We start from the raw sequence: 26,958 nt of genomic DNA, 5'->3' as shown, positions 1-26,958 counted from the left end.
CTCGGCCTGCTTATTTCTGCTGGCTCACTTCTTGCGGACCAGCGTCAGTCCGTCGCCGATGCCGAGCATGATCACGTCCACGCGGTCGTCGGCGGCGATGTGCGCGTTGAACTCCTTGCGGTCGGCCGGACCGTCGGCGTCCACCACGCGGCCACCGGCCAGCGTGTTGTCGAACAGCAGCAGGCCGTTCGGCCGGATCAGCGGCAGCACCGTCTCGAAGTACTGGATGTACCAGTCCTTGTCGGCGTCGACGAAGGCCAGGTCGAACTCACCGTCGAGCTTGGTGGCCGACTCGTGCGCGTCGCCGATCCGCAGGTCGATCTTGCCCGCGACGCCGGCCCGCTCCCAGTACTTGCGCCCGATCGAGGTCCACTCGTCGCTGACGTCCAGGCAGATCAGCTCGCCGTCGTCCGGCAGACCGCGCGAGATCGCCAGCGCGGAGAAGCCGGTGAAGGTGCCGATCTCGACCGCCCGGCGGGCGCCGATCAGCCGGGTCAGCGTGGTCAGCAGACCGGCCTGGTCGGCGGTCGTGAGCATGCCGGCCGGGTTGCCGAGCGTCTCGGTCTCGGCCCGCAGTTCGGTCGCGATCTCGTCCAGCGGCATGCCGTGGGCGACCATGTAATCGTGCAGTTCCTCGGTCACCGGTACCTGATGGCCCATGAATTCCCGCCCTCCGTGTATTAGATCGGTCGCCTGTAGTCTCTATGGGTTGTCCAAACCGATGTACACCACCCCCGAGGAGCACTCCGTATGCGCATCGCCGTCGCCGGATCGATCGCGACCGACATCCTGATGACGTTCCCGGGCCGGTTCAAGGACCAGTTCCTCGAGGAGCAGCTGCACAAGGTCTCCCTGTCGTTCCTGGTCGACGAACTGGTGGTGCATCGCGGCGGCGTCGGCGCGAACATCTGCTACGGGATGGCGCAGCTCGGCTTCCCGTCGCTGCTCGTCGGCTCGGTCGGCGCCGACTTCGCCGAGTACGGCGCGGCGCTGACGGCGGCCGGCGTGGACATCTCGCACGTCCGTGTCTGCGAGAACGTACACACCGCCCGGTTCACCTGTACGACGGACCTCGACGCGAACCAGATCGCCTCGTTCTACACCGGCGCGATGGCCGAGGCCCGCGAGCTCGACCTGGGAGCGATCCACCAGGCCGCCGGCGGCGTCGACCTGGTGCTGATCGGCGCCGACGACCCGGACGCGATGATCAAGCACACCGAGCTGGCGCGGCAGCACGGGATCGCGGTCGCCGCGGACCCGTCACAGCAGCTGGCCCGGATGGAGGGTACGGACATCCGGCGGCTCATCGACGGGGCGGCGTACCTGTTCAGCAACGAGTACGAGGCCGGCCTGCTGGTGCAGAAGACCGGCTGGAGCCATGAGGAGATCCTGCAGCGGGTCGGCGTCCGGATCACCACGCACGGCGGCGACGGGGTCGTGATCGAGGACTCCAACGGGATCCTCGCGAAGGTCCCGGCGGTGCCCGCGCCGAACCTGGTCGACCCGACCGGCGGCGGCGACGCGTTCCGCGCCGGCTACCTGACCGGGCGCGCCGCCGGCCTCGACCACGAGCCGGCCGCGCACCTCGGCTGCACGCTGGCGACCACGGTCCTGGAGAAAGTCGGTACCCAGGAGTACACCCTCGACCACGCGTCGTTCATGGACCGCCTCACCACCGCGTACGGCGCCGACGCCGCCACCACCGCGAAGCGCGCCCTGAGCTAGGACAGCCGCGCCAGCGCGCCGGTCTGCGCGGGGAGGGCGAACCGGTCCGGACAGCCCCAGTGCTCGACGATCCGGCCGTCGACAACACGCGCCATCTCGAACAGCGCGATGTCGACGGGCGCGTTGCTGGGCGGACCGAAGAACGAGCCGGTCGCGGTACCGCGCACCCGGCCGCGCGCCGGCTCTTCGCCGCGCAGGGGTACGGCGCCACGAGTATCGACGCGATCGCCAAGGAGGCCGGCGTCGCGACCCGGACCGTGTACTCGGCCTTCGGCACCAAGCGGGAGATCCTGTCGCTGATCTGCGACCTCTGGCTGCAGGAGGCCGGAGCGGTCGAGCGCGCCGAGCAGGTGCTCGCGATCGAGGACCCGGTCGAGCGCCTCGGTGGCGCTGCCGGCTGGCTGACCACCCTGTACGCCGCCGGATTCGACGTCGTCCTGATCTTCGAGGCGGCGACCGACGAGAGCCCCGAGACCAAGGCGCTGCTGCGCTCGAAGCTTGCCGGCCGCAACCAGGTGATGGACGCGATGATCGCGTCGCTCGAGGACGCCCTACGGATCCCGCTGCAGCAGGCACAGGCCGTGTACCGCGCGGTCGCGGCGCCGGGCGTGTACCAGGAGCTGGTCGACGAGTCGGGCTGGAGTCCGGAGGAGTTCGAGGCCTTCGTCGCCGACGTGCTCCACCGTCAGCTGCTCTGAGAGCGGGCCCACAATCCGCGGACGTGGCCGATGTGGCGGCGCATCAACTGCTCGGCGCCGTCCGCGTCGCCGGCCTCCACGAGGTCGAGCAACTCGTGGTGTTCGGCCGCTGACGGGACGAGGCGACCGCTCTCCAGGAGCGGCGTGAGCCCCAGCAATCGGGTTTGCGAGCGCAGATCCGACACGACGTCGACGAGCTTCTGGTTCCCGGAGTACGCCAGCAGCGTGACGTGGAAGACCCGGTCCGCCTCGATGTACGCGATCAGGTCGCCGGCCTCCGCCGCGACCACGATGTCCTCGGCCAGCCGCCGCAGCCGCGGGTAGTCCTCCGCGGGGATCGCGGGTACGACGTCGCGGATCGTCGGCGGCTCGATGAGTTGCCGGACCGCCGCCACGTTGTCGAGATCCGCGTCGGACACCTCGGTGACCCGGAACCCCTTGTTGCGCAGCGAGATCACCAGGCCCTCGCGAACCAGGTCCAGCATCGCCTCGCGGACCGGCGTCGCGGAGACCCCGAACCGCGCTCCGAGCGTCGGCGCCGAGTACACCTCTCCCGGCGTCAGCTCACCCGAGATCACCGCTGCCCGCAGCGCGTTGGCGACGCTGTCGCGCAGGTTCTCCCGCTGCGCGAGGCGCCGTACGCTCGGCAGCGGACCGATCGAATCGGCAGCCATGATTCACCTCCCTGGGTCGCCGCCTATTGTGAACACCGGACCTCACGGATTCGGGATGCCACCCCCGACGGACGCGACCAGCTCGGTGAGTCGCTCGAACACCCGGTCCGCGCCGATGCCGTCGTGCTCGTACTCGTTCGTCACCCAGGCCTGCACGTTCCCGACCCGCCCGGCGGTGTCGAGCTGCAGCCCGGAGTCGACGTACATGTCGTCGAAGTAGACAGCGGCAGCCACCGGTACGTCGTTCGCCGCGAGCCGGTCGAGGTCGTACAGCTCGGGCCACGACGGCCGCTGCGCGAGCAATTCGACCGCACCCTGGAACGGCCGCAGCCCGCGGATCTCGTCGAACATCCAGGGGTACATCATCTCGCCGGTGAACAGCAGCGGTCGTGCGTCCTCAGCGAACTCCGGACGCCGCGCCCGCTCCGCCTCGGCTGCCCAGGCAGTCGCACCGTCGCCGGAGCCGTAGATGCTCTCCTGGAGCGCCGCGAAGAGCGGGTTCCCGAGGTAGGAGGACGAGGCGAGAACCTGACCCAGGAAGGTGTCCGAGAGTTCGTCCCCATCGAATGCTTCGTCGAGCAGCCAGTGGATGCGCTCGTACCCGGGCTTCATCCCGAAGTCGATGCCCAGCGACTGGAGCCGCCGGACCGTCAGCCGGTCACCGTCCGGCAGCCGTACGTCGTCGCTCGCGAGCCGGTCCGCGATCCTGCCGACCTGCTCCACGTTGTGCGGGTACCGCCGGTAGAACTCGCGGTTCTTCGCCGCGACCCGCGGATAGGTACGGCGATACACCTCGGCCGCCGACGGGTCGATCGATGCGAGCCCGCCTGTCACGTAGCAGGCCGACAGTCCCTCGGGTGCCTTCGACAGGTAGGTGAGCGTCAGGAATCCGCCGTAGCTCTGCCCGAGGGTCGACCAGCGTTTGCCGCCGAACACGGTCTTCCGCAGGTGCTCGGCGTCGGCGACGATCGAGTCCGCCCGGAAGCACGCCAGGTAGTCGGCGCCTTCCTGCGCGGACATCGACGCCATCAGCCGGCCGCTGACCGGCGTACTCCGTCCGGTCCCGCGCTGGTCCATCAGCACGACCCGGTACTTCTTCAGCGCCTGCCCGACCCACCCCGACGGACCCGTCGGACGCGGGCCCTTCCCGCCCGGACCGCCCTGGAGGAACACCAGGCACGGCAGGTCCTCGTCCTTGCGCGTCGGGTCGACGAGTTCGCGCGCGAAGACCATGATGGTCTTACCTGGCTTCGACCAGTCCAGGGGCACCTCGGCAAGGTGCTCGCGAACGTGCATTCCAGGGATCGTGTACTCAACCATCGCGTCTCCTCCGTCTGGCGTCCCACTCCGGGTTGATCCGCGGTACGGCGGCCAGCAGCGTCTTCGTGTACTCGTCCCGAGGTTCGCCGAACACCTGGTCCCGCGACCCCAACTCCACGATTCTGCCTCGGTTCATCACCGCCACCCGCTGCGAGATCTGCCGGACGACGGCCAGATCGTGCGCGATGAAGATGTAGCTGAACCCGCTCTCCCGCTGCAGCCGCATCAGCAGCTCCAGCACCTGCGCCTGGATCGACACGTCCAGCGCCGACACCGCCTCGTCGCAGATCACCAGCTTCGGGTTCACCGCGAGCGCCCGGGCGATCCCGATCCGTTGCGCCTGCCCGCCGGAGAACTGCGCCGGGTACCGCCGGCAGTGGTCCGGGTCCAGCCCGACCCGCTCCATCAGCTCCTGTGTGAACGCCCGCCGCCCGCCCTTCGGCGTGATGCCCTGGTAGGTCAGCGGCGCGGTGATGATCCGCTCCACCGTGTACCGCGGGTTCAGCGACGAGAACGGGTCCTGGAACACCACCTGCACGTTGTTGCGGAACGTCGCCAGGTCCTTGCCCCGGGCCCGCGTCACGTCCTGCCCGTCGAACACGACCGTACCGCCGGTCGGCTCCAGCAACCGGGCCGCGATCCGGGCCGTGGTCGACTTCCCACTGCCGGACTCCCCCACGATGGCCAGGGTCTCGCCGAGCTCGACGTCGAAGCTGACGTCGTCGACGGCGGTGAACGTAGACTTCCGCGCCATCGCCCCTTCGCCTCGCGTGACGAACTCCTTCGTCACGCCCTTCACCTCGAGCAGTGTCATAGCGCTACCTCGTCGTCGATCCGCGGTACGGCGTCCAGCAGCATCCGGGTGTACTCGTGCTGCGGATCCGAGAACACCGCTTCCGCCGTCCCGTACTCGACCGGGTCACCCGACCGCATCACCAGTACTCGCTGCGCGATCGAACTGATCACGGCCAGGTCGTGGGTGATGAACACCATCCCGGTACCCGTCGAGGCCTGCAGGTCGTGCAGGAGTTCCAGGATCTGCGCCTGCACGGTGACGTCGAGCGCAGTCGTCGGCTCGTCCGCGATCAGCAGCGAGGGCGAGCAGCACAACGCCATCGCGATCATCACGCGTTGCCGCTGGCCACCGGAGAACTGGTGCGGATAGTGATCGACGCGCCGTTCCGGGTCGGGAATCCGGACCCGTTCGAGCGCCTCGATCGCCACCTGCCGAGCGGCCCGTTTGGAGCTGCCGCAGTGCGTCCGGTACATCTCCTCGATCTGCAGGCCCACAGTGTAGTAGGGGTTCAGCGACGACAGCGGGTCCTGGAACACCATCGAGATCGCGTTGCCCCGCACGGATCTGAACTCCCGCTCCGACCGGCCGAGCAACTCGGCGCCGTCCAGCTTCACGCTGCCGGACGTCCGCGCCCCGCGGGGCAACAGGCCGAGGACGGCGAGCGCCGTCATCGACTTGCCCGATCCGGACTCGCCGACGATACCCAGCGTCTCGTCCCGGCCGACCGTGAACGACACGTTCTTCACCACGTCCACCGGACCGCGACTGGTCGGCAACGTGACCGTCAGATCGTCGACAACGAACAACTCGTCGCTCATGACGTCACCACCCGGACCCGCGGATCCAGCGCCGTGTACAACAGGTCGACCACAACGTTGCCGATGACAACGAAGAACGCGGCGAGCAGCGTCACCGCCATGATCACCGGCTGGTCGTTCTTGGCGATCGAGTCGGCCGCCATCTTGCCGATCCCGTTCAGCCCGAAGACGGTCTCGGTGATCAGCGCGCCGCCGAGCAGGCCGGCGAAGTCCATCCCGAAGATCGTGGTGATCGGGGTCAGGGCGGGCCGGAGTGCGTGCCGGCGCATGATCAGCGAGCTGTTGAGTCCCTTGGCCCGGGCGGTGCGGAAGTAGTTCTCGGACAAGGTGTCGATCACGTTGCTCCGGGTCAACCGTGCGTACAGACAGGCGTAGCCGACGGCGAGCACGACCCACGGCATCAGGTACGACTCGAACCAGACGACCGGATCGTCGGCGAACGACACCGCCGACGGGAACGGCAGGATCTGCAGCTTCACGACCAGGACGTACTGCAGCACCAGCGCGAGCACGTAGTTCGGCACGCTGACGCCGCCGAGCGCGAGCCCCATCGCGGTGCGGTCCCACCACGTCCCCTGCTTCACCGCGCTGACCAGACCACCGATCACACCGGCGAGCAGCCAGAGTACGGCGGCGCCGACCGCGACCGTGATGCTGACGGGAAGCCGTGCGGTGATCATGCTCCACACCGACTCGTTGGTCTGGAAGCTGTACCCGAGACACGGTGCCGGACAGTGCACCGAGCCGTACTCGCGGCCCGCGAAGATCCCGCGCAGGAACTCCCAGAACTGGGTCAGGATCGGCTGGTTCAGCCCGAGCACGTCCCGGATCGAGTTGATCCGCTCCGGCGTACAGGTCTTCCCGCAGATCATCACGGCCGGATCCGGCGACAGCTTGAAGAAGATCAGATACGTGAACAGACAAACGGCCAGCAGGATCAGTACGACGCCACCGAGCCGACCGAGGATGTAGCGCGTCATGCGGCTGCCTCCCCCTGGTCGATGAGGGTGCGGATCTTGTCGCCGAGGACGGTCAGCGAGAGGACGGTGAGGAACAGGAAGAGACCGGGGATCGCGAAGAACATCGGGTCGACCGAGTACCAGCTCACCGAACTCGCGATCATCTGGCCCCAGGACGCGGTCGGCGGCGAGACGCCGACGCCGAGGAACGACAGGCCGGCCTCGGTGCCGATGTAGCCGGGGATCGCGAGCGTCGTCATCACCACGATCGAGCCGCGCAGGTTCGGCAGGATCTCCCGGAACACCACCTGGGAGTCCTTCGCGCCGGACGCCCGCGCCGCCTCGACGAACTCCCGGTTCGCCAGCGTCATCGTCTGGCCGCGGATCACCCGGGCCAGGTACGGCCAGCCGAACGCGCTGATCACCACGACCAGCAGCACCGGCCGGTTCCCGGACGGCAGCGACGACAGGATCGCGATCATGAAGATCAGCGCCGGGAACGCCATCAGGAAGTCCATCACCCGGGAGATCACCTGGTCCACCCAGCCGCGGTAGAACCCGGCGAGCATGCCGAGCACGACGCCGAGGATCCCGGTCAGCAGCGTGGCCGACAGCGAGATCGTGATCGACACGCGCGCGCCGTACACGATCCGGGCGAACAGGTCGCGGCCGTTCTGCGGCTCGACACCGAACCAGTGCGAGCCGCTGATCCCGCCGAGCGGACCGCGCGGCAGGCCGCCGAGGTCGGAGATGATCGCGGCCGAGTCGAACGCATACGGCCCCCAGCCGCTGAGCTTGGTGATCAGCGGCGCCGCGATCGCCATCAGGACCACGAGCGCGAGGAACACCAGGCAGGCCAGCGCGCCCTTGTCCCGGGTGACTTTGGTGAGCACCCGCTTGCCCGAGGCGGGCGGTGCCGGCGGCCCCGGCGGCACCGCCTCCTCGAGTTCGGCAAGGGTCGGGGCGGTTGTCACTTTCCGGCGTCCTTGAGGCCGACCGACACCAGGTCGATGCCACCGGAGAACCCGTCGTGCAGGTAGGCGCCGCCGATGTTGGTGCCGACCAGCATCAGCACCTTTTCGTAGAGCAGCGGGACGACCGGCGCGAGCTCCATGATCTGCTTGTCGAGGTCGCCGTACGCCTTGTTCGCCGCGGTGACGTCGGTGAGCTTGGAGATCTCGTCGATCTTCGCGTTCACGCCCGGGTCGTTCAGCTGCGACAGGTTGGTGTTGCCCTTCGGGGTGATGTTGCGGCCGTCGAACAGCGGCGGCAGGAAGGTCGCGCCGGACGGCCAGTCCGGGCACCAGCCGGTGATCGCCGCGTCGTGCTGCTGCGACGTGGTCCCGATGACCTCGTAGTACGTCGCGGTGTCGATGGTGTTGATCTTCACGGTGACCTTCAGCGGCTCGAGCGCCTGCTGGATCGCGACCGCCATCGCCTGCATCTTCGGCTGCGCGCGGGTGTCGAGCGTCATCGTGAACCCGTCCGCGAAGCCGGCCTCGGTGAGCAGTTTGCGGGCGCCCTCGACGTCACCCTTGTCGTCCGGGCTCGGGTACGGGTCGTAGTCCACCCGGCCGGTGATCGTCGGCGGCTGGATGCTGGTGCCGATCTCGGCGAGCGCCGAACCGCCGTCCGCGTCGCGGACCGTCTGCTTGTTGATCGCGAGGTTGATCGCCTGCCGGACCTTCACGTTGTCCAGCGGCTTCTTCGTGACGTTCAGGCCCATGTACGTCGTACAGCCGTTGATGCCCGTCATCGTGCGCTGCTTGAGCTGCGGGGTCTGCATCCGGGCCACCGTCGCGGCCTGGACGGTCCCGGCGATCGCGTCGGCGTCGGTCCCCTGGCCGGCGATCATCCGCTCGTCGATCGTCGCCGGGTCGAGTCCGAACGTCCACTGGAACGCGTCCGGGTTCGCCGTCCGCACGTCGTCGGTCTTCTTGTCCCACTTGTCGTTGCGGACCAGCTTCAGCGACGCGCCCGGCTTGTAGTCGGCGAGCTTGTACGGGCCGGACGAGATCGGCTTGCTGTCCAGCTGGTTGCCGGCGCCCTGGCCCTTCGGCACCGGGGTGAAGGTGTTCTGCGCGACCACGCTGCCGAAGTCCGCGAACGGCTTCTTCAGGTGGAACACGATCGTCTTCGCGTCCGGCGTCTCGATCGTCGACAGCTCACCCGACTTGTAGGGGCCCTGGTACGACGCGGGCGCCTCGATCAACTGCTTCGCGTACGGCGAGCCGATGCCGATCTCCGGATCCCAGGCCCGCGAGACGCCCCACTTCACGTCCGCGCTGGTGATCGGCGCACCGGTCTCGAAGAACAGGCCGTCCTTCAGCGTGAACGTCCAGGTCTTGCCATCGTCGGACGGCTTACCGGTGTCGGTCGCCAGGTCCGGGACGATCTTGGTGCCGTCGCCCCCGGGCGCGGCGCCCTGGGTGGTCAGCGTGCGATAGACCAACCGGTAGAAGTTGTTCACGCCGCCGTCGAAGCCGCGCGCCGGGTCGAGGTGCGAGAACGCCGCGTTCGCGAGCACCTGGAGGGTTCCGCCCTGCGCGGCCTTCGCCCCTGGACCGGCCGACTCACTCTTCGTTCCGGTGGCATTGCCGCCGCACGCACTGAGCGCGAGCGCGGCCGACGCCACGAGCCCCACCAGCATGGAAGTTCTCTTCATCAGTTGTCTCTTTCGGTTCGCAGCCACACACGCATGGCCAGGGCCTGACGGTTTCCCCAGAGGAAGTACGGCGTGAGCGTCACGGGCACTTCGTGTTCGGCGGAGTCCTGGGGTGTATCGGTGATCACTGGATAGAGCTCGGGAGACGCCTCGGCTGCGACACCGCCGGTCAGCTCCAGTACGACGTGGTCGTCCTGCTGTCGTGCTGTCGCCCGCGCAACGGTGGCCGGCTTCAGCAGCAGGTCGTCCACGGGGGCGTCGACGTCTTGTTGCTCGACGCAATAAACAAGCGGGCCGCGGGCAACGGCGATCGCGCCGCGAGTGGCATCGAGGTACGGATGCGAACCGTGCGCTCTCGGTGTCATCGGCAACGTCAGCTTCAGGACGTCGCCCGCCGCGAACGCCCGCCGGACCTCGGTCCACCCGGCGCTGACGGGCAGACCATCGAGGTCGGCTCCTGTTGACCAGCCAGGTATGCGCAGGGCGATCCCGCGTTCGTCGGCCGGTGCTTCCTCGACGGTGAGCGCGATCTCTCCGTTCCACGGGTAGTTTGTGGCGACCGTGACGGTGAGATCCCCGGCGGTGATGCGGGCGTCGGCGTAGACCCCGACGTACAAGGTGTTGTCGTGCTCGAGAGCGACGTGGTCCTGGAGTTCGGACATCCAGCGGATGATGTTCGGCGGGCAGCACGGGCAGCCGAACCACGCGCGCCGGAGCAGCTCACCACCGTCCTCGGCGCCGGAACGCTGCTCGTGGTCCGGCCGGCGCTGCAGCGGGTTGTCGTAGAAGAACGCCGTACCGTCGGCCGAAAGCCCTACCGCGTAAGCGTTGTAGAGCACGGTCTCGTAGACATCGAGGTACGACGCCTTGCCGGTCGCGCGGAACATCCGCCAGGCCCACTGCATCGTCGCGATCGCCGCGCACGTCTCGGCGTACGCGCGCTCGGACGGCAACTCGTAGCGGTCGCCGATCGCCTCGTCGGAGTGCCGGCTGCCGAGTCCGCCGGTGAGGTACAGCTTGGTGGCGACCATGTCGTCCCACAGCCGCTCGAGCGCTGCGAGCAACGTCGGATCGCCCGTCTCCAGGTGGACGTCCGTCGCACCGGCCGCGAGATACGCCATCCGTACGGCGTGCCCGGTGACCGACGGCAGCTCGCGGAACGGCACGTGGTCCTGGAAGTACTCCCCCGGGAAGATCGTGTGCTTGAGCTTCCCCCGGCCGCGACGATCGACGAACAGCCGGGCCTGGGTGAGGTAGTCCGCGTCGCCGGTTTCACGATAAAGCTCGACAAGCGCCATCTCGACCTCGGGGTGACCGTCGACGACTTCCTCACCTTGCTCGCCGTACTTCGCGACCACCAGGTCGGCGAATTTGCGCGCGGTGATCAGTAGTCGGTCGTCACCGAGCTGACGCGCGGCAGCGACGGCTGCCTGGATCAGGTGGCCGAGGTTGTAGAGCTCGTGTCCCCAGCCGAGGTCCGACCAAGGTTGCTTGGGCTGGTCCGGGTCTTGGAAGTACGAGTTCAGGTAGCCGTCGTCGGCCTGCGCCTGGGCGAGCAGCTCGACGACCTCGTCGTAGAACTCCCGCGCCCCGGCCGGCGCGTCGTCGCGGCCGATCTCGTAGGCGAGTCCCTCGAGGGTCTTGTAGAGATCCGTGTCCAGGAACGGGTACCGCCCGCGGTACGGCCCGACCGACGGATCGGTCAGCCGGCGGAGGTTCTCCAGGTTCCCGGCCTTGCGCAGTTCGGCGATCGCGTGCGGGATCGTCGCCGTCCGGTTGCGCTGCTGCCAGGCGTGCAGCACACCGCCGGTCAGCGCGACCTTCACCTCTGTACCGTGTGACATTGCACTGACCTTAAGTGCAATGTCACACCTTGCCAAGAGCAAACGGAAGACGTTTACACGCCGGAAACCATCGACGTCGGAGATCGCCGCATCGTCCGCCGCGTCATCCCCCCGGTGGCCCCCTCGACCGACAGTGTGGTCCCGTGACCGCCACGCCCCTCGACCTCGGCCGCCCGGTCGGAAGGCCCGCCGGCCATCTGTTCCGCGTCACCGCGGTGGTCGTGGCCCTGTCGATCCCACTGGCCATCGCGTCCTATGTCCTGCAGATCGCCACGCATGCCGGCCGATGCCGGCCCTGGCCGGAGTGTGAGGAGCTCATCCTTCCCGAGGTCTATACCGCGTTCGTCCTCGGCACGACCGCCGGCGTCGAACTCCTGCTGATCGGCGGCTACCTCGTCCTGGCGACGGCACGCGGCAGACTCGCGCGGAGCGTGGCGTTCCGCGCCGTGCCGACCGCGATCGGCGTCGTCGTTCTCGCCGTGGTGGGACTCGGAGGCTGGTTGGAAGCGCCCACCAACCACGGCGGCAGCTCACCAGGGAAGGGCTATCTGATCCTGCTCGGCCTGTGGCTGCTCGCTCCCCTGGTGCTGTACGGCGTCCATCGCGGCGACCGGAGTGCGGTGATTCCAGTAGCCCTCGGGCTGCTCCCCACCGCGTTCGTCAGCATGGGCGCGCTCCCGAAGGTCCCGCCCGCGGCCTTGCCGCCCCTCATGCTCGTGATCGCCGTCGTCTCGGTTGCGATCGTCCGCCGATCCCGACAGGCGCGAACATGACCGCCGAACGTCTCGACCTCCAGCGGCCCGTGCGGAAGCCGGCCGGCAACCTGTTCCGCGTCACGGCCGCAGTGAGCGTACTGAGTCTCCCCCTGCTCCTCGCAGCCGATCTGTGGCTACCGCTGCCCGACTACGACGTCTGTTACGACGACGAACCCTGCCCGAGCCTGGACACGATCACGGGATCCAGCACCGCATGGATCCTGCTGCTCATCACAGCCGGGACGCAGCTCGTGATCCTCGGCTGCTACATCGCCGTGGCCCTGAGACGTCGAACCCTCGACCTCCCGGCCGTCCGCCGCTGGCTGCCGACAGCGATCGCCGTCATCGCTCTCGCCCTCGGCGGACTCGGCTGGCTCATCAGCGCGATCGGGCTCAACCCCAAACCCGGCCAGGTGGTTACCTACCTCGTCCTGCTCGCCCTCTGGCTCCTCGCGCCACTGGTCCTGTACGACGTCCAGCGCGGCGACCCCCGAGCGGTGATCCCGGTGACGCTGGCCCTTCTCCCCACCGTTGGCCTCACGACGATTTCGGCCCTCGACTTCGGGGCCTTCGCCGCGCTGCCAGTCGTCATGCTGCTGATCGCACTGGCGACCGTGGTCATCGCGCGACGGCGGCAGTGACTTAGAGGCGTGGGTCGATCGGCTCCGACTCGAGGGCGAGGACGGCGAAGACGCACTCGTGGATCCGCCACAGCGGTTCGCCGCGGGTGGCGCGGTCGAGCGCTTCCAGACCGAGCGCGTACTCGCGGAGCGCGAGCGAGCGTTTGTGACCGAGGTTCCGGTCGCGCAACCGGCTGAAGTTCGCCGGCTCGGTGTAGTCCGGCCCGTAGATCAGCCGCAGGTACTCCTGCCCGCGTACCTTCAGCCCCGGCTGCGCCATCCCCTTCGCCGTCCGGGTGAGGTTGGCGGCCGGCTTCACCACCATGCCCTCTCCCCCGGCGCCGGTGAGTTCCTCCCACCACGCGATCCCGGCGTCCCAGTTGTCAGCGTCGACGAACAGCCGCCGGGTCTGCAGGATCAGCTCCGGGCCCGCGGCAACCATCCGGTCGGCCACGCCGAGGTGCCAAGCATGCGGCCGGTCCTGGTACGTCGCCCCCTCGGACGCGAGCACCTGGAACGGCGCCAGCCGCACCCCGTCGAGCCCGTCGGTCGGCCAGCAGTACCGCCGGTACGCCGCGGTGAACCGTTCCGCGTTCGCCATCCGCTGCTCGTTCGTCGCGAGCAGCCCGCCGACATCCAGCCCGGCGTCCCGAGCGGATCGTAGCGCTGCGGTTGCGGCGGGCAACGACGTACGGGCGGCCGCACCAACGGCGGCGTACTGGTTCCTGAGCAGGTCCTCGGCCTTCGCACTCCACGGGAGCAGCTCGGCGTCGAGCAACAGCCAGGATGTGTCCAGCTCGTCGAAGACACCCGCGTCCGCGACGACAGCACGCAGCCGGAGCAGGAGTTCGTCGGTCAGGCCGGCGTCGAAGAACGAGCGTCCGGTCCGGGTGTGGATCGCGCCGCGGCCGGCCAGTCCGAAGCGCTTCTCGGCGACGTCGTCGTCCCGGGTGAGCAGTACGACCGCGCGCGAGCCCATGTGCTTCTCCTCGCACACCAGCTCGGTGACGCCCTGCCCGCGGAACGCCTCGAACGCCTGCCGCGGGTGCTCCAGCAGCCCCGGCTCCGGCGAGGTCGCGACCGGGCTCATCGTCGGCGGCAGGTACAGCAGGAACCGCGGGTCGATCGCGAACCGGCTCATCACCTCGAGCGCCGCCCCGGCCTGCTCGGCGCGGACGCTCAACCGCCCGTGCGTCCCGGTCTCGATCACCCGGCGACCGGTGACGTCGGTCAGTTCGAGTACGTCGGGTTCGCGCTCCGGTGCCGTTGCCACGTGCAATGGTTTGGCCGGGGCGTAGTACTCCTCGGCCGCCTGCACCGACACCAGCTCGCGCTCCGGGTACCGCAGTGCGGTCAGCGATCCACCGAAGACGGCGCCGGTGTCCAGGCAGATCGTGTTGTTGATCCACTCCGGCTCCGGCGTCGGCGTGTGACCGTAGACGACCATCGCGCGACCGCGGTAGTCGTTCGCCCACGGGTAGCGCACCGGCAGCCCGAACTCGTCGGTCTCCCCGGTCGTCTCGCCGTACAGGCAGAACGAGCGGACGCGGCCGCTGGTCCGTCCGTGCATCCGCTCGACCAGGCCGGCGTGCGAGACGACCAGCTTGCCGTCGTCAAAGACGTAGTGCGAGATCAGCCCGTCGATGAACGCCGCGACCGCGTTCCGGAACTCCTCCGGCTCGCCGGCGAGCTGTTCCAGGGTGGTCTCCAGGCCGTGGCTGATCTTCACGTTCTTGCCGCGGAGCGCGCGCAGCAGCTTGTCCTCGTGGTTGCCCGGGACGCAGTACGCGTGGCCCGCGGCAACCATCCCCATCACCAGCCGGAGTACGCCGGGACTGTCGGGACCGCGGTCGACCAGGTCACCGACGAATACCGCTCGCCGGTCCGGGTGCACCGCGTCGACCGGCCGGCCGGCGGCGTCGCGGGTCAGCGTGTATCCGAGGTCGGCGAGCAGCCGCTCGAGCTCGGGACGGCAGCCGTGCACGTCCCCGATCACGTCGAACGGACCGGTCTGATCGGTCAGGTCGTTGTACAGCTTGGTGCGTTCGATGCTGACGGCATCGATCTCCTCGACGCTGTTCAGCACGTGCACGGTCCGGAAACCCTCGCGCTTGAGGCTGCGCAGACCACGCTTCAGCTGCGACCGCTGCCGGACCACCACCTTCGCGCCGAACTGCCGGTCGGACCGCTGCTCGTTCCGCTCCACACAGACCCGCTCCGGCGGGTCCAGGACGATCGCGACCGGGAGTACGTCGTACTCACGGGCCAGGTTCACCAGTTCCTTGCGGGCCTCCGGCTGCACGTTGGTCGCGTCGATCACGGTCAGCCGCCCGGCCGCGAGCCGCTTGCCCGCGATGAAGTGCAGGACCTCGAAGGCGTCCTTCGTCGCGGCCTGGTCGTTCTCGTCGTCGGACACCAGACCGCGGCAGAAGTCGCTCGAGATCACCTCGGTCGACAGGAAGTGCCGGCGCGCGAACGTGGACTTCCCGGACCCGCTCGCGCCCACGAGCACCACCAGACACAGCGCAGGTACGTCGATGGTCATCACGCCTCCTCCCGCCGGAACAACGCCAGCTGCGTCGGCGCACCGACCTCGGCATCAACCGCACCGACCGGCCGGAACTCGACCGAGTACCCGTACGTCGCGGCAACCTCGCCAGCCCACCCCTCGAACTCCGCGCGAGTCCACTCGAACCGGTGGTCGGGGTGCCGGAAGTTGCCGGCGGCAAGCGACGGGAAGCGGACGTTGTACTCGCTGTTCGGCGTGGTCATCACGACAGCTCCCGGACGGGCAGCCCGGAAGATCGACTGGGCCAGCGCGGGCAGCCGCGGCGGGTCGACGTGTTCGACGACCTCCATCAGCACGACCGCGTCCAGGCCGGCGAGCCGCTCGTCGGCGTACGTCACCGAGGACTGCAGGAACTTCAGCCGATCTCGCTGCCGGTCCGGCAGGTCGTCGTAGTGCAGCCGCCGTTTGGCCGCGAGCATCGCCCGTACCGACACGTCCGTCGCGATCAGCTCGCCGATCATCGGGTCCTTGAGCAGCTCGCCGACCAGGGCTCCCTCGCCACAGCCGATGTCCGCGATCCGCCGGGCGCCGAGCTCCCGCAGTACGGCGGCCACCGTCGTACGCCGCTCCACGGCCAGTGACACCGAGCCCTCTTCGGGGCTGTCTTCGGGGAGCTCGACGCCGTCCGCCTCGGCCAGCTTCTCCAATGCTGCGTCCATCAGATAGCGCCGGTGCGCGAGGTAGCGGCGCGAGATCAGTTCCTTCTCGGGGTGTTCGGCGAGCCAGCCCTCGCCTGCCCGGACGAGCTTGTCGACCTCGTCCGACCCGACCCAGTAGTGCTTGGCGTCGTCGAGCACCGGGAGCATCACGTACAGGTGGTTCAGCGCGTCGGCCAGCCGCAGTACGCCGGTGAGGCGCAGGTCGACGTACCGCGAAGGACCCCACGCCGGGATCTCCGGATCGAGCGGGACGGGGCGCGCGTCGACGGTCCAGCCGAGCGGCGCGAACAACCGCTGCGCCAGGTCGTTGCCACCGCTGCACGGCAGCGCCGGGAGGTGGATCTCCAGCGGGATCCCCCGCGCCGCGAGCTCCGGACGGGCGTCGCAGCGACCGTTCATCGCGGTCCGGAACAGCTTTCCGATGGCCACCGCGAGCAGGCTCGACGCGGCGTACGGGCGGTCGTTGACGTACTGGCCGAGCGTGAAGCCCTCGGAGGCCTTGCCGCGACCGGCCTTCACCAGGCCGATCGGGTCGATCTCCAGCAGGACGGCCGCCGTACAGCGCTCCGCGGTCGCCTCGGGGTAGAACACGTGGGCCGATCCGCCGGTGACATCGATCGCCTGCGGCCGGGCCGGGTTCTTGTGCAACAGGAACCCGAAGTCGCTCGCGGGGACGCCGACGCCGGCCAGATCGGTACCGAGGGTGAGGAACACCTGCAGTATTCGATCATGGGTCACTGAAAGAGACACGCGGTTTGAAGGCTGGCGTGTTCGGGCAGATTCGATCTAGCTTGTTCTGAGAAGATGAGTCGCTACGGACCGTCCTTCCCCGCTGACACTCGGTAGACGTCCCCGGTTTGTGGCGAAACCCACCCACGTCACAACGGGGAAAGGATCATGGCAGCTCATTCGCGCCCCGCGGGGTGTAGCCGGTGAAACCCCAGACCTTCGAACTCGTCCGTTACACCGACATCAGCGGGGTTTCCGGGACCGGCGTCGTCGCCGAAGGATGCGTCTTCACCGATGGTTCGGTGGCGCTCCGCTGGCACGGCCCAAACCCGTCGACGGCCGTCTGGCCGGACCTGGACTCCATCCTCGCCGTGCACGGCCACTGCGGTGCCACCGTGGTGCGCTGGCTGGACGTCTCCGAGATGGACCCGGTCCCGGGCACCGATCTCCTGCCCGGCGAACTGACCCACATCCTCGCGACCGGCCGGCGGACCCAGCACCCAACGGCCGCGTCGGCCTGACGCACCGCGCCTGCGAGCGTCAGGGGGTCAGACCTGTGAGGGCGAAGAACTCCTGACGCGAGCTGGGGTTGTTGCGCAGTACGCCGTGCAATGCCGACGTAACCGTCCGCGATCCGGTCGCGCGGACCCCACGCAGCGACATGCACTGGTGCTCGGCCTCGATCACCACGCCGACCCCCTTCGGGTCCAGGTGATCCTGCAGCCAGTCGGCGACCTGCTTGGTCAGCCGCTCCTGCACCTGGAAATCGCGGGCGAACAGCTCCACCACGCGCGCCAGCTTCGACAGCCCGAGGATCCGGTCGCCCGGCAGGTACCCGACGTGGGCGACGCCCTGGAACGGCAGCAGGTGGTGCTCGCACAGCGACTGCACCGGGATGTCCTTGGCCAGGACGAGTTCGTCGTACCCCTCGTCGTTGGGGAAGGTGGTGAGCTCGAACTCGCGGGGGGTGAGCATCTCGGCGTACGCGTTCGCGACCCGGCGCGGGGTGTCCGCGAGGTGCGCGCTCCGCGGATCCCGCCCGAGGGCGGTCAGCAGGTCCGCGACGGCGCGCTCCGCGGCGGGAAGATCGATCTCCTCCCGGCGGGCGACGATATGGAGGGGGACGGACTCGAGGTCGGCCGAGATCGCCATCTGCACACTCCCTGAAGTATCAGTGAACAGCCATCATACTGTTTATCCAACCGAAGTTGTCGATAGAATCATTCCGTGGACATCTCCTGGGACGCTCGGCTTCAGGCGATCGCCGCGCTGGAGGAGCCGACGCGGCGGCGCCTCTACGAGTACGTCGCGGGCGCGCCGGCCCCGGTCAGCCGCGACGACGCCGCGACCGCCCTCGGGATCCCCCGGACCACCGCCGCGTTCCACCTCGACAAGCTCACCGAGGAAGGGCTGCTCGACACCGGCTACGAGCGCCGCAGCGGCCGGACCGGCCCGGGCGCGGGGCGGCCCGCGAAGCTGTACCACCGCTCCGACCGGGAGATCGAGATCGCCCTCCCCGAACGCCAGTACGCCGTCGCGGGCCACCTGCTCGCCGCGGCGATCCAGGACGCCGAGGAGACCGGCAGCTCGCCCCGCGACGCGGTCAACCGCCGAGCCCGCGAGTACGGCGAAACCCTCGGCCGCTCCGGCTCTACTCTGCTCGAGGCACTGGAAGCGAACGGCTTCGAACCGCGTCCGGACGAGGACGGGATCACCTTGGCCAACTGCCCCTTCCGCCGACTCGCCGGAGCCCACCCGCAACTGGTCTGCGGAATGAACCTGCACCTGGTCGCCGGTCTGCTGGCGAGTCTGGACGCACCACTCCAGGCCGAGCTCGCTCCCGGCACCGGTCATTGCTGCGTGCGTCTCGTACAGTCGGATCGTGGCTAAGGGCAAGCAGAGTCAGGGGACGCCGGCGACGGTCGCGCTGACCAAGGCAAAGGTCGAGTTCACGACGCACACCTACGAACACGACCCAGCGGCCAAGTCGTACGGGCTGGAGGCCGCGGAAGCGCTCGGGCTGGCGCCGGAGCAGGTGTTCAAGACGCTGCTCGTCGAGGTCGACGGGAAGCTCACCGTCGGCGTCGTACCGGTCGGCAAGCAGCTCGACCTGAAGGCGATCGCGGCCGCCGCCGGCGGCAAGAAAGCGGTGATGGCCGAACCGGCCGCCGCCGAACGCAGCACCGGGTACGTCGTCGGCGGGATCAGCCCGATCGGCCAGAAGCGCGCGCTGCCCACGGTCGTCGACAGCACCGCCACCGAGCACCCGACGGTCTACGTGTCGGGCGGCCGGCGCGGTCTCGACATCGGCCTGTCCCCCGCCGCGCTGATCAGCGTGACCAGGGCGCTCACAGCGGCGATCGCCCGCTGACAGCCGGCGCACTTGCGTCATCTCTTGCGCGATAGCACGGAGAGCGACGACCATACGACTGATGGTCACGATGACCGAGGTCGCACGCCCCGCCGGCGTATCGGTGAGCACGGTCTCGCACGTCGTCAACGGGACCCGGCCGGATGAACGACCCGGGCACGTCTCCGCAGGCAGTCCGGCTGCCTGCGGAGATCATGCACCGTGAGTCCTGCGGCTGCGTCAGCCGGTGATACTTGGTTTCCCGGTCTCCAGGTGGCCGGACAATCGGCGTCGGTACGTCGTGTCGTCCGCGGTGGTGACCTCGACGTCGTACCAGCCGTGATCGGTCGGCCAGAAGATCGGCCGGGTCTGCTTGCCGCGCAGGTCGAGCGTCGTGGTCTTGCTCGCGTACCCGCGGGCGTTGAGCTTGACCGTCAGCGGCTTCCGCGAGGTGTTGACGAGGTGCAGCTGCAGCGCGCCCGCCCGGTTCTCGATCCGCACGTCCAGGCCGGCCGCCGCGCCGTCGGACGAGCCGGCGATCTCCGCCCAGAAACGGTTCGGGCCCTGGATCGCGAGCTCGAACGGGCCGTCGACCGGGATCGCGACCGAGGTCGGTGTCGCGCCCGGCGTCTTCCCGGCCGCGGCGTGGTGGACGTCGACGTGCGCCGGCGCCGGCAACTCGCCGCCGTACGGGTAGATGGCGAAGTGTGCCGACTGCGCGCCATGGTTGCTGAGGGCCAACATCAGATTGCCGCTGGCAACGAAGCCCGAGACCGTCGGCTGGTAAGGCAGTGCGCGGGCCGGACGCCGGCCGGGCTCCTGCACCGGGACCGCCTGGTCGACGGGCGGCGTCGGGTGCCAGCGGCCGATCGGCGCCGGCACCGGACCGGGCCGGTCGACGGACGGCTGGCGGTAGCTGCGGTCGAAGTCCAGTGCGGACGTCAGGTCGCCACAGGCGGTCCGTCGCCACGCGCTGATGTTCGGCTCCTCGACACCGGTCCACCGTTCGAGGAAGCGCAGTACCGAGGTGTGGTCGAAGACCTGCGAGTTCACGTGCCCGCCGACCGACCACGGTGACACCACGGTCATCGGGACCCGCGGGCCGAGTCCGATCGGCTTACCGGCGTACCAGTCGTCGCCGGCACCCGAAGGCGGCTGCGGCGCGACCGGCGGCGGGACGTGGTCGAAGTACCCGTCGTTCTCGTCGAAGTTCACGAACAGCACGGTCTTCGACCAGGTCTCGGGGTCGGACGCGATCGCGTCGAGGACGTCGTAGATCAGGTTCGCGCTGCCGACCGGGGTGGACGAGCCGGGGTGTTCGGAGTCGACCGCGGACGGGACCAGCCAGCTGACCTGCGGCAGGGTGCCGGCCTTGATGTCGGCCCGCAGCCGCGGGACCAGCGACTCCGGCTCGGAGCGGCACATCGCCTTGCGGAACAGCTTCTGGTCCGTGACCGGCAGCTGCTCGACGGCCGCGTCCAGCTGCTTCAGCGCATCGGTCCGGTCGGCTTCAGTCTTCGCGAAGAGCTTGTCGTAGAACTCCTCGGTCGTGCGGTACCCGCCGGGCACGTTCGCCAGGATCCGGTGACCGATGTCCTTGAAGGTCTTGAAGTACTCGACCGCGTTGTCGGTGAAGTTGTCCCACTCCTGGTAGATCTGCCACGAGACCCCGGCCTTCTCGAGCCGCTCGGGGTACGCCGTCCAGTCGTAGCCGGCGTGATTGTAGTCGTACGCCGCATTCGTGACCGCGCGCTGCGTCGTACCGGGCTCGTTGCCGGTGGTGCCGGACCACAGGTAGTTGCGGTTCGGGTTCGTCGAGCCGTTGACCGAACAGTGGTAGGCGTCGCAGATCGTGAAGTTCTCGGCGAGTTCGTACTGCAGCGGGATGTCGCGGCGTTCGTAGTGGGTCAGGCTGGCGGCCGTCTTGGCCTGCACCCAGTCGTCGTTCCAGCCGCCGGCCCAGGCCTGGGTGGCGTCACCGAAACCGTGCGCCAGCGCACCGAGGTACTGGATGTCGCCGGGTTTCCGGCCCGCGTCGGCGGCGGCCTTGCTGAGCGAGAACGGCAGCACCTCGCCACCACCGGATTTCGGCTGGTGGAAGATGCTCTTGCCGTTGCGCAGCCGCAGCGGCTGCCGATCGCCGTACCCACGGACGCCGCGCAGCGTCCCGAAGTAGTGGTCGAACGAGCGGTTCTCCTGCATCAGCACGATCACGTGCTCGATCGCGCGCAGGCCACCACGCCGCACAGGTTGCGCCATCGCGGTGTGCAGTGACGGTGGGAGCAGCGAAGCCGCTGCCCCACCCGCCACCGAACCGAGCACCAGGCGCCGGGAGATCCCGGTCATTGGGCCTCCCGCCCTGGACTGAGGAGTGAAGGGAGCGAAGCGACTGGAACGACGAGGGAAGGGCGGGAGTTGAAGCCCAATGACCCCCGCGACGGAGTCGCGGAATTCAAGACAGTCATGGTCCGGACCTTAGGATCGCCCTGTAGCCGCTGTGCGGCCTGCAGATGAACAGCTAGCCGCGTCGAGCGATTGCCGCGTCCCGGAGCTTCTCCAGGGTCTCTACCGTCGTGTCCCAACCCATGCAGGCGTCCGTGATCGACTGGCCGTAGGTCAGCTCGCGGGTCGGGTCGAGCTCCTGGCGGCCCTCCTGCAGGAACGACTCCAGCATCACGCCGACGATCGCCTTGTTACCGGCCGCGACCTGCGCGCCGATCTCCTCGGCGACGACCGGCTGCCGGCGGTGGTCCTTGCGGCTGTTTCCGTGGCTGGCGTCGACGACGACCCGCTCGGGCAGGCCCGCCTTGCCGAGGAGTTCGACCGCACCGGCGACCGACTCAGCGTCGTAGTTCGGGCCGCTGTCCGAGCCACGCAGTACCAGATGGCAGTCCGGGTTGCCGCGGGTGTGCAGGATCGCGGGGGCGCCGTCGTGGTCGATACCGGTGAAGACGTGCGGTACGGCGGCGGCCTTGACGGCGTCGACCGCGGTGGCGACCGAACCGTCGGGGCGGTTCTTCATCCCGATCGGCATCGACAGGCCGGAGGACAGCTGACGGTGCACCTGGCTCTCGACGGTGCGGGCGCCGATCGCGCCCCAGCCGACGGTGTCGGCGATGTACTGCGGGGTGATCGGGTCGAGGAACTCGCACCCGACCGGGAGTCCGAGTTCGGTGACCTGGACGAGGAGCTGCCGGGCGATCCGCAGCCCGCGGTTCACGTCACCGGAGCCGTCCAGGCCCGGGTCGTTGATCAGGCCCTTCCACCCGAGGGTCGAGCGCGGTTTCTCGAAGTACACCCGCATCACGACCAGGAGGCCGTCGGAGAGGCGCTCGGCGACCGGTGCGAGGCGTCCGGCGTACTCGAGGGCAGCGTCGGCGTCGTGCACCGAGCACGGGCCGACCACGACCACGAGCCGGTCGTCGACGCCGTTCAGTACGTCGGCCACTGCCTGGCGACCGCCGGCGACGGTGCCGGCCAGGTCGTCGTCGAGGGGGTACTCGTCGTGCAGGGCCTGCGGGGTGACCAGCGGGACGGTCTTCTCGATCCGTCGGTCGACGACGCGCGTCTGTTCGCTCGGTCGGGGGAGGGTGTTCATGGTGGACCTTTCCGCCGGTCGCCACGAAGCATCGCAGTCAGCCGGCTGGGAACGAGAAAAGGCAAGGACGGATGTCCTTGCCTTCGTGCCGGCTCTGGTGTCTGCGGGTGGGCGTCAGCAATCGGCTGAGTCGCCCGGCACCAAGGCCGGCCACTCAAAAAATCGCCAATAGCAACGCTTCACGAGACAGACAATAGCACCCATGAACATCCGTCCCGCCCACCAAGACGATTTCCGTCGAGCAGGTGAGCGTGCATCCGGCGTACCAAGGCAACGGGATCGGGCGGCGGCTGATCGATCACGTCGATCGGTGGGCGGGCGACCAGGGGTTTCCGGCGCTGACGCTCAGCACCTTCCGGAGTGTCCCGTGGAACGGGCCGTACTACGCGCGGCTCGGGTTCGTGGAGGTTGATGAGCTCACGCCTGGGCTGCTGGTGATTCGGGCGAAGGAAACCGAGTTCGGGCTGGACCCTGTGCAGCGGATGTTCATGCGGCGAGAGGTTGCTGGGCAGTAACCACGAGTGGTGTGGGCTCGTTGAGGGCTGCAAGACGGTCTAGACAGCGGGGAGTGCTGCAGGTGGTGAGGCCACGGACCTTTGAGTTGGTTCGGTATCGGGATCCCAGCGGTGTGTCGGGGACCGGCGTGGTGGCGGAGGGATGTGAGTTCACCGACGGATCGGTGGCCCTGCGCTGGCGCGGCGACAACCCGGCGACAGCCGTCTGGCCGAACGTCGAGGCAATCCTCGCCGTGCACGGCCACCAGGGCGCGACCGAGATCCGCTGGATCGACGCGCAGGCGACGCCGACCGCGCCGCGGGCCGGTCTCGACAACCTCTTCGACGAGCTGCACCAGATCCGCCCGCCCTCTGCCACCGACCCGTTCACGCCGCCCGGTCACCCGCGCGGATGGGCGGCGGCCCGGCATCTCCGGTAGAACATGCCCGTGACGCAGATCTATCTGGTCCGGCACGGTGAGCCGGACTACGCGCCGATCGATTCCCGGGGCTGGCCGGGAACGGCGGCCGACTCCGCCCCCCTCACCGCCGTCGGGATGAAGCAGGCCGAAGAGCTTGCCGACCTGCTCGGCGGCATCCGCGCGACGTACCTGGTCAGCTCCCCGTTCACGCGGGCCCTGCACAGTGCCGCGATCATCGGCCACCGGCTCGCCCTCGGCGTGAAGGTCGACCACGACCTGCGCGACTGGCTGCCGGACCACAACGGACTCTGGCGCGGCGCCGCCGACGTGCGCGCCGCGCAGGCCGAGTTCGAGGCGTACGACGGCGAGTGGCCGAACGGCATCCAGCGGCCTTGGGAGCCGCTCTCGCGCGTTCGCGAGCGGGCCCGCGCCGCTCTCGCCCGGCACACCGCGAGCACCGACGGACCGGTGCTGGCGATCACGCACACGACCGTGATCCGGGCGTTGACCGGCGAGAAGAACACCGCGCACGGGGCCCACGAGTACTACCGCTACGACCCTTCAAACGGCGCCTGACGCATCTGCACGTGCAGCTGATTGTGCATCGCTGAAGTGACTCATGTCACACCTGGTGGTGACGTGAACACGCTCGCCGCCTGAAAAGGGCCGATCACGGCCCGCGACGGCGCGCGCCGATAACAATGCGCCCGAACTTCGAGACAACAAGGGTTGAACTACGTAAGAGATGAGCATAGTTTTCACCGAGCGCCCGTCCGCGCTTACGGTGAGTCAAGGAGGTTGCCATGTCGAGAGGGATGCCTCGCCTGCCCCGCCCGCTCATGGATCTGTGGGACTGGCAGTCACAAGCTGCCTGCCGGGACGTCAACCCGGAGCTCTTCTTCTCACCCGAATCGGAGCGTGGCGTTCGCAAACGCGCACGCGAGATGGTGGCCAAGTCGCTCTGCGGCACCTGCCCCGTTCAGCCCGAGTGCCGGCAGCACGCGCTGTCGGTCGGTGAGCCGTACGGCGTCTGGGGCGGCACCACCGAGTCGGAGCGCGACAACCCCGTCCTCCCCGAGCACCGCAAGTCGGCCTAGCTGATCTCAGGCAGACCCGTCGTCCTCGGTCGGTGAGTCACCGGAGCCGTTGGAGTCCTTCGGCTTCGGTGAGTCCTTCGGGTCCTCGGGCTCCGGTGGCTTCACGGTCGTGCGCGGGTCCCGGTAGCGGTCCAGGGACTTGAGGAAGTCCGGATCGTCGTCGGGCGCCAGCGGCCGACTGAGCGGCTGCGCCGAGGGTCGTCGTACGACGGGCTCGGCGCGACCGCCGTGGGTCCGCGAGATCAGCAGCCAGATGATCGGCCCGGCGAACGGGACGAACACGATCAGGACGATCCACACCAGCTTGGGCAGGTGCGGCACGTCTTCGTCGGGTGTCTGGATGCAGGAGAACAGCGCGTACACGGTGAGCACGAGGCTGATCAGGAACGGCAGAAATCGAACCACGTTCCAACAGTACGGTGCGGACCCGATCAGCGGGCGGAGGCGGTGAGTCCCCGCGCGCGCAGCACGCTGGTCTCCAGCGGCCTGAACACGAGCAGTTCGATGCCGACGCCGACCACGAAGATCAGCACGATCCCGGCGAACACCATCGAGATGTCCGACAGCGACATGCCGTTGTGCAGGAACTGTCCGAGGCCCTCACCGAGCTCCGGTGAGGTCGCGATCAGCTCGGCCGCCATCAGCGACCGCCACGAGAACGCCCAGCCCTGCTTGAGCCCGCCGAGGAACCCGGGCAGCGCCGCGGGCAGCAGGATGTACCGGATGCCGCTCAACCGACCGGCGCCGAGTGCCTTGCCGACCCGCGGCAGGATCGGCGGCACCTGGTCGAGTCCGGACACCAGCCCGTTCGCGATCGACGGCACCGCGCCGAGCAGGACGACCCAGTAGATCGCCCGGTCGTTCAGCCCGAACCAGAGGATCGCGGCCGGCACCCAGGCCACCGACGGCAGGCTCTGCAGTCCCGAGATCAGCGGCCCGATCCCCCGCCGGACGACCTGGATGTTCGCGATCGCGAGCCCCAGCGGTACGGCGATCAGCAGCGAGATCGCGAACCCGATCACGGCGCGGTGCACCGACACCCAGAACAGCTCGAGGATCTGGCCGGTGGTCACCAGTTGCCAGATCTGGCCCCAGACGTCGACCGGCGCGGGCAGCTTGAACTCGGGCCAGAACGCCGCCGCCCACAACGCCTGCCAGATCGCCACCAGGACGACGATCGCCCCAACGGGCGGCAGCACGCGCGCGGCGATCCGCCGCACCCGTGATCCTTCGGGCGCGTGGACCGGGGTGTCGAGGGCATCCAGGCCGGCCTCGACCGATCCTTCCTGGACCTCAAGCTGCGGCATGACTACTGATCACCTTTCGCAGCGCCGTGTTGATCTCGTCCACCGCGTTCGGCGCGTCCTCGACGTCCCACTCGCGCACGACCCGCCCCGGCCGAGACGACAGCAGTACGACGCGTTGCCCGAGCCGCACCGCCTCTCGGACGTCGTGCGTGACGAAGAGGATCGCCGTACCGGTCGCTTCCCAAATGCGCAGCAGCTCGCCCTGGAGGACGTCGCGCGTGATCGCGTCGAGCGCGGAGAACGGCTCGTCCATCAACAGCAACGACGGCTTGCCCGCGTCACGGGAGTCGGTCGTGGACGCGAGTGCCCGGGCGAGGGCGACACGCTGGCGCATCCCGCCGGACAGCTCGTGCGGGCGCTTGTCGCCGAGCCCGCCGAGCCGGACGAGTTCGAGCAGCTCGGCTGCCTTCGCCCGTCGTTCTGCTTTCGGTACGCCGGCCATTCGCAGCGGCAACTCGACATTCCCGGCAGCCGTCAGCCACGGCATCAGCGCAGCCTCCTGGAAGACGACGGCCGGACGTGAGGAGTTGATCTCGATGCGCCCGCTGGTCGGCCGGTCCAGTCCAGCGACCAGGTTCAGCAGCGTGGTCTTGCCGCAGCCCGAAGCGCCGAGCAGGCAGACGAACTCACCCGCGCCGACCTCGAGGTCGACACCGTCGAGCGCGACCACTGCCTTGCTGCCGGTCCCGAACGCCTTGCCTACTTGATGAAACCGCACCGGGCTGAGTTGGTTCGGCGGCGCGTCCACGATGGCGGTCATGGGTTCCATACCTTTCTTCTTGGGTTGATTCGGTCATTCGTAGGATCGGGAGGCCCAGGGGAGCTGGGTGTGGTTGTCATGTGTCAGCCGTGTTTGTGG

Annotated in this window: 29 protein-coding genes and 1 pseudogene; 12 read left to right on the top strand and 18 right to left on the bottom strand. The window is 68.8% G+C overall.

Features of this window, described 5'->3' with window-relative positions; genetic code table 11:
* Positions 1–24 precede the first annotated feature (24 nt).
* Positions 25–660, bottom strand: coding sequence for an O-methyltransferase (locus tag AC0662_RS40660; RefSeq protein WP_452197869.1), 636 nt, complete (start codon positions 658–660; stop codon positions 25–27).
* A gap of 90 nt (positions 661–750) precedes the next feature.
* Between AC0662_RS40660 and AC0662_RS40655 the strand changes: the two genes are divergently transcribed.
* A complete protein-coding gene (locus AC0662_RS40655) occupies positions 751–1,725 on the top strand; it encodes a carbohydrate kinase family protein (protein WP_478307348.1) in 975 nt (324 codons plus the stop codon).
* On the opposite strand, the gene AC0662_RS40650 is transcribed toward AC0662_RS40655, so the two are convergent.
* The gene (locus AC0662_RS40650) at positions 1,722–1,892 is read right to left on the bottom strand and encodes an ester cyclase (protein WP_478307346.1); all 171 of its coding nucleotides are present in this window, start codon (positions 1,890–1,892) and stop codon (positions 1,722–1,724) included. The two genes, AC0662_RS40655 and AC0662_RS40650, sit on opposite strands and share 4 nt — an antisense overlap.
* Before the next feature lie 15 nt (positions 1,893–1,907).
* Here AC0662_RS40650 and AC0662_RS40645 point away from each other — a divergent pair.
* Positions 1,908–2,423: pseudogene (locus AC0662_RS40645) on the top strand (TetR/AcrR family transcriptional regulator); the annotation flags it as partial.
* Here AC0662_RS40645 and AC0662_RS40640 read toward each other — a convergent pair.
* From AC0662_RS40640 to AC0662_RS40605, 8 genes are read right to left on the bottom strand one after another with little or no spacing between them, the layout of a single operon-like run.
* Positions 2,411–3,097, bottom strand: a complete 687-nt coding sequence (locus tag AC0662_RS40640) for a GntR family transcriptional regulator (RefSeq protein ID WP_452197875.1) — start codon at positions 3,095–3,097, stop codon at positions 2,411–2,413. The pseudogene AC0662_RS40645 and the gene AC0662_RS40640 sit on opposite strands and share 13 nt — an antisense overlap.
* A gap of 42 nt (positions 3,098–3,139) precedes the next feature.
* Positions 3,140–4,417, bottom strand: coding sequence for an alpha/beta fold hydrolase (locus tag AC0662_RS40635; RefSeq protein WP_478307344.1), 1,278 nt, complete (start codon positions 4,415–4,417; stop codon positions 3,140–3,142).
* Positions 4,410–5,231 (bottom strand): ABC transporter ATP-binding protein, encoded by an 822-nt coding sequence (locus tag AC0662_RS40630; protein ID WP_478307342.1) that lies wholly within the window; start codon positions 5,229–5,231, stop codon positions 4,410–4,412. Before AC0662_RS40630 ends, AC0662_RS40635 begins: the two co-directional genes overlap by 8 nt.
* Positions 5,228–6,031 carry an ABC transporter ATP-binding protein gene (locus AC0662_RS40625; protein WP_478307340.1) on the bottom strand — a complete coding sequence of 268 codons (804 nt, stop codon included), beginning with the start codon at positions 6,029–6,031 and terminating at the stop codon, positions 5,228–5,230. Before AC0662_RS40625 ends, AC0662_RS40630 begins: the two co-directional genes overlap by 4 nt.
* Positions 6,028–7,011 (bottom strand): ABC transporter permease, encoded by a 984-nt coding sequence (locus tag AC0662_RS40620; protein ID WP_452197883.1) that lies wholly within the window; start codon positions 7,009–7,011, stop codon positions 6,028–6,030. Before AC0662_RS40620 ends, AC0662_RS40625 begins: the two co-directional genes overlap by 4 nt.
* Positions 7,008–7,964: an ABC transporter permease gene (locus AC0662_RS40615; RefSeq protein WP_478307338.1), complete on the bottom strand. Its 957-nt coding sequence runs from the start codon at positions 7,962–7,964 to the stop codon at positions 7,008–7,010. Before AC0662_RS40615 ends, AC0662_RS40620 begins: the two co-directional genes overlap by 4 nt.
* Entirely contained in the window at positions 7,961–9,655 is a 1,695-nt protein-coding gene (locus tag AC0662_RS40610) for an ABC transporter substrate-binding protein (protein WP_478307336.1), read from the bottom strand. The genes AC0662_RS40615 and AC0662_RS40610 overlap by 4 nt, the downstream gene beginning before the upstream one ends.
* The gene (locus AC0662_RS40605) at positions 9,655–11,499 is read right to left on the bottom strand and encodes a glycoside hydrolase family 127 protein (RefSeq protein WP_478307334.1); all 1,845 of its coding nucleotides are present in this window, start codon (positions 11,497–11,499) and stop codon (positions 9,655–9,657) included. Before AC0662_RS40605 ends, AC0662_RS40610 begins: the two co-directional genes overlap by 1 nt.
* A gap of 143 nt (positions 11,500–11,642) precedes the next feature.
* Between AC0662_RS40605 and AC0662_RS40600 the strand changes: the two genes are divergently transcribed.
* Together AC0662_RS40600 and AC0662_RS40595 are read left to right on the top strand one after the other, a co-directional pair.
* Positions 11,643–12,272, top strand: a complete 630-nt coding sequence (locus AC0662_RS40600) for a hypothetical protein (protein WP_478307332.1) — start codon at positions 11,643–11,645, stop codon at positions 12,270–12,272.
* Positions 12,269–12,895, top strand: a complete 627-nt coding sequence (locus AC0662_RS40595; RefSeq protein ID WP_478307330.1) for a hypothetical protein — start codon at positions 12,269–12,271, stop codon at positions 12,893–12,895. The genes AC0662_RS40600 and AC0662_RS40595 overlap by 4 nt, the downstream gene beginning before the upstream one ends.
* Position 12,896: 1 nt before the next feature.
* Here AC0662_RS40595 and AC0662_RS40590 read toward each other — a convergent pair whose 3' ends face one another.
* Together AC0662_RS40590 and AC0662_RS40585 are read right to left on the bottom strand one after the other, a co-directional pair.
* Entirely contained in the window at positions 12,897–15,419 is a 2,523-nt protein-coding gene (locus tag AC0662_RS40590) for a polynucleotide kinase-phosphatase (RefSeq protein WP_478307328.1), read from the bottom strand.
* A complete protein-coding gene (locus tag AC0662_RS40585; RefSeq protein WP_478307326.1) occupies positions 15,419–16,816 on the bottom strand; it encodes a 3' terminal RNA ribose 2'-O-methyltransferase Hen1 in 1,398 nt (465 codons plus the stop codon). Before AC0662_RS40585 ends, AC0662_RS40590 begins: the two co-directional genes overlap by 1 nt.
* Positions 16,817–17,034: 218 nt before the next feature.
* Between AC0662_RS40585 and AC0662_RS40580 the strand changes: the two genes are divergently transcribed.
* On the top strand, positions 17,035–17,352 hold the full coding sequence (locus AC0662_RS40580; protein ID WP_452197897.1) for a hypothetical protein: 318 nt from the start codon (positions 17,035–17,037) through the stop codon (positions 17,350–17,352).
* A 19-nt stretch (positions 17,353–17,371) separates the two neighbouring features.
* Here the strand turns inward: AC0662_RS40580 and folE are convergent, their stop codons facing one another.
* A complete protein-coding gene (gene folE, locus AC0662_RS40575; protein ID WP_452197898.1) occupies positions 17,372–17,983 on the bottom strand; it encodes a GTP cyclohydrolase I FolE in 612 nt (203 codons plus the stop codon).
* 75 nt (positions 17,984–18,058) lie between these two features.
* On the opposite strand from folE, the gene AC0662_RS40570 reads away from it, so the two are divergent.
* The 3 genes from AC0662_RS40570 (at position 18,059) to AC0662_RS40560 (ending at position 19,407) form a co-directional block, all read left to right on the top strand.
* Complete coding sequence (locus AC0662_RS40570) at positions 18,059–18,721, top strand: helix-turn-helix transcriptional regulator (protein WP_478307324.1); 663 nt, start codon at positions 18,059–18,061, stop codon at positions 18,719–18,721.
* Positions 18,714–19,202: a Cys-tRNA(Pro) deacylase gene (gene ybaK / locus AC0662_RS40565; protein WP_452197902.1), complete on the top strand. Its 489-nt coding sequence runs from the start codon at positions 18,714–18,716 to the stop codon at positions 19,200–19,202. The genes AC0662_RS40570 and ybaK overlap by 8 nt, the downstream gene beginning before the upstream one ends.
* A gap of 61 nt (positions 19,203–19,263) precedes the next feature.
* Positions 19,264–19,407, top strand: a complete 144-nt coding sequence (locus AC0662_RS40560) for a LacI family DNA-binding transcriptional regulator (RefSeq protein ID WP_478307322.1) — start codon at positions 19,264–19,266, stop codon at positions 19,405–19,407.
* Positions 19,408–19,421: 14 nt separating this feature from the next.
* On the opposite strand, the gene AC0662_RS40555 is transcribed toward AC0662_RS40560, so the two are convergent.
* Both AC0662_RS40555 and AC0662_RS40550 read right to left on the bottom strand, forming a co-directional pair.
* Positions 19,422–21,527 (bottom strand): phosphocholine-specific phospholipase C, encoded by a 2,106-nt coding sequence (locus AC0662_RS40555; RefSeq protein WP_478307320.1) that lies wholly within the window; start codon positions 21,525–21,527, stop codon positions 19,422–19,424.
* A gap of 172 nt (positions 21,528–21,699) precedes the next feature.
* A complete protein-coding gene (locus tag AC0662_RS40550) occupies positions 21,700–22,779 on the bottom strand; it encodes a 3-deoxy-7-phosphoheptulonate synthase (RefSeq protein ID WP_452197906.1) in 1,080 nt (359 codons plus the stop codon).
* 230 nt (positions 22,780–23,009) lie between these two features.
* On the opposite strand from AC0662_RS40550, the gene AC0662_RS40545 reads away from it, so the two are divergent.
* The 4 genes from AC0662_RS40545 to AC0662_RS40530 all read left to right on the top strand — a co-directional run bounded on the left by AC0662_RS40545 (position 23,010) and on the right by AC0662_RS40530 (position 24,792).
* Complete coding sequence (locus AC0662_RS40545) at positions 23,010–23,294, top strand: GNAT family N-acetyltransferase (RefSeq protein WP_478307400.1); 285 nt, start codon at positions 23,010–23,012, stop codon at positions 23,292–23,294.
* A gap of 131 nt (positions 23,295–23,425) precedes the next feature.
* Positions 23,426–23,713 carry a hypothetical protein gene (locus AC0662_RS40540; RefSeq protein WP_478307318.1) on the top strand — a complete coding sequence of 96 codons (288 nt, stop codon included), beginning with the start codon at positions 23,426–23,428 and terminating at the stop codon, positions 23,711–23,713.
* A 9-nt stretch (positions 23,714–23,722) separates the two neighbouring features.
* On the top strand, positions 23,723–24,271 hold the full coding sequence (locus tag AC0662_RS40535) for a histidine phosphatase family protein (protein ID WP_478307316.1): 549 nt from the start codon (positions 23,723–23,725) through the stop codon (positions 24,269–24,271).
* A 227-nt stretch (positions 24,272–24,498) separates the two neighbouring features.
* Positions 24,499–24,792, top strand: coding sequence for a WhiB family transcriptional regulator (locus tag AC0662_RS40530; protein ID WP_141862871.1), 294 nt, complete (start codon positions 24,499–24,501; stop codon positions 24,790–24,792).
* Between the two features lie 6 nt (positions 24,793–24,798).
* Here AC0662_RS40530 and AC0662_RS40525 read toward each other — a convergent pair whose 3' ends face one another.
* From AC0662_RS40525 to AC0662_RS40515, 3 genes are read right to left on the bottom strand one after another with little or no spacing between them, the layout of a single operon-like run.
* On the bottom strand, positions 24,799–25,197 hold the full coding sequence (locus AC0662_RS40525) for a PLD nuclease N-terminal domain-containing protein (RefSeq protein WP_452197913.1): 399 nt from the start codon (positions 25,195–25,197) through the stop codon (positions 24,799–24,801).
* A gap of 26 nt (positions 25,198–25,223) precedes the next feature.
* Positions 25,224–26,099: an ABC transporter permease gene (locus tag AC0662_RS40520; RefSeq protein ID WP_478307314.1), complete on the bottom strand. Its 876-nt coding sequence runs from the start codon at positions 26,097–26,099 to the stop codon at positions 25,224–25,226.
* The gene (locus tag AC0662_RS40515; RefSeq protein WP_452197917.1) at positions 26,086–26,859 is read right to left on the bottom strand and encodes an ABC transporter ATP-binding protein; all 774 of its coding nucleotides are present in this window, start codon (positions 26,857–26,859) and stop codon (positions 26,086–26,088) included. The genes AC0662_RS40520 and AC0662_RS40515 overlap by 14 nt, the downstream gene beginning before the upstream one ends.
* Positions 26,860–26,958: the final 99 nt, after the last annotated feature.

It is taken from the genome of Kribbella sp. NPDC043289, from assembly GCF_056436705.1.
Note: the sequence above shows the minus strand (reverse complement) of the source record. Positions and strands in the feature narration are given on the sequence as shown.

What these genes read in the sequence shown, in the direction of transcription:
- AC0662_RS40660 (WP_452197869.1), bottom strand. Translation starts at nt 660, where the DNA reads ATGGGCCATCAGGTACCGGTGACCGAGGAACTGCACGATTACATGGTC.
- AC0662_RS40655 (WP_478307348.1), top strand. Translation starts at nt 751, where the DNA reads ATGCGCATCGCCGTCGCCGGATCGATCGCGACCGACATCCTGATGACG.
- AC0662_RS40640 (WP_452197875.1), bottom strand. Translation starts at nt 3,097, where the DNA reads ATGGCTGCCGATTCGATCGGTCCGCTGCCGAGCGTACGGCGCCTCGCG.
- AC0662_RS40635 (WP_478307344.1), bottom strand. Translation starts at nt 4,417, where the DNA reads ATGGTTGAGTACACGATCCCTGGAATGCACGTTCGCGAGCACCTTGCC.
- AC0662_RS40630 (WP_478307342.1), bottom strand. Translation starts at nt 5,231, where the DNA reads ATGACACTGCTCGAGGTGAAGGGCGTGACGAAGGAGTTCGTCACGCGA.
- AC0662_RS40625 (WP_478307340.1), bottom strand. Translation starts at nt 6,031, where the DNA reads ATGAGCGACGAGTTGTTCGTTGTCGACGATCTGACGGTCACGTTGCCG.
- AC0662_RS40620 (WP_452197883.1), bottom strand. Translation starts at nt 7,011, where the DNA reads ATGACGCGCTACATCCTCGGTCGGCTCGGTGGCGTCGTACTGATCCTG.
- AC0662_RS40610 (WP_478307336.1), bottom strand. Translation starts at nt 9,655, where the DNA reads ATGAAGAGAACTTCCATGCTGGTGGGGCTCGTGGCGTCGGCCGCGCTC.
- AC0662_RS40605 (WP_478307334.1), bottom strand. Translation starts at nt 11,499, where the DNA reads ATGTCACACGGTACAGAGGTGAAGGTCGCGCTGACCGGCGGTGTGCTG.
- AC0662_RS40595 (WP_478307330.1), top strand. Translation starts at nt 12,269, where the DNA reads ATGACCGCCGAACGTCTCGACCTCCAGCGGCCCGTGCGGAAGCCGGCC.
- AC0662_RS40590 (WP_478307328.1), bottom strand. Translation starts at nt 15,419, where the DNA reads ATGACCATCGACGTACCTGCGCTGTGTCTGGTGGTGCTCGTGGGCGCG.
- folE (WP_452197898.1), bottom strand. Translation starts at nt 17,983, where the DNA reads ATGGCGATCTCGGCCGACCTCGAGTCCGTCCCCCTCCATATCGTCGCC.
- AC0662_RS40560 (WP_478307322.1), top strand. Translation starts at nt 19,264, where the DNA reads ATGGTCACGATGACCGAGGTCGCACGCCCCGCCGGCGTATCGGTGAGC.
- AC0662_RS40555 (WP_478307320.1), bottom strand. Translation starts at nt 21,527, where the DNA reads ATGACCGGGATCTCCCGGCGCCTGGTGCTCGGTTCGGTGGCGGGTGGG.
- AC0662_RS40550 (WP_452197906.1), bottom strand. Translation starts at nt 22,779, where the DNA reads ATGAACACCCTCCCCCGACCGAGCGAACAGACGCGCGTCGTCGACCGA.
- AC0662_RS40530 (WP_141862871.1), top strand. Translation starts at nt 24,499, where the DNA reads ATGTCGAGAGGGATGCCTCGCCTGCCCCGCCCGCTCATGGATCTGTGG.
- AC0662_RS40520 (WP_478307314.1), bottom strand. Translation starts at nt 26,099, where the DNA reads ATGCCGCAGCTTGAGGTCCAGGAAGGATCGGTCGAGGCCGGCCTGGAT.
- AC0662_RS40515 (WP_452197917.1), bottom strand. Translation starts at nt 26,859, where the DNA reads ATGACCGCCATCGTGGACGCGCCGCCGAACCAACTCAGCCCGGTGCGG.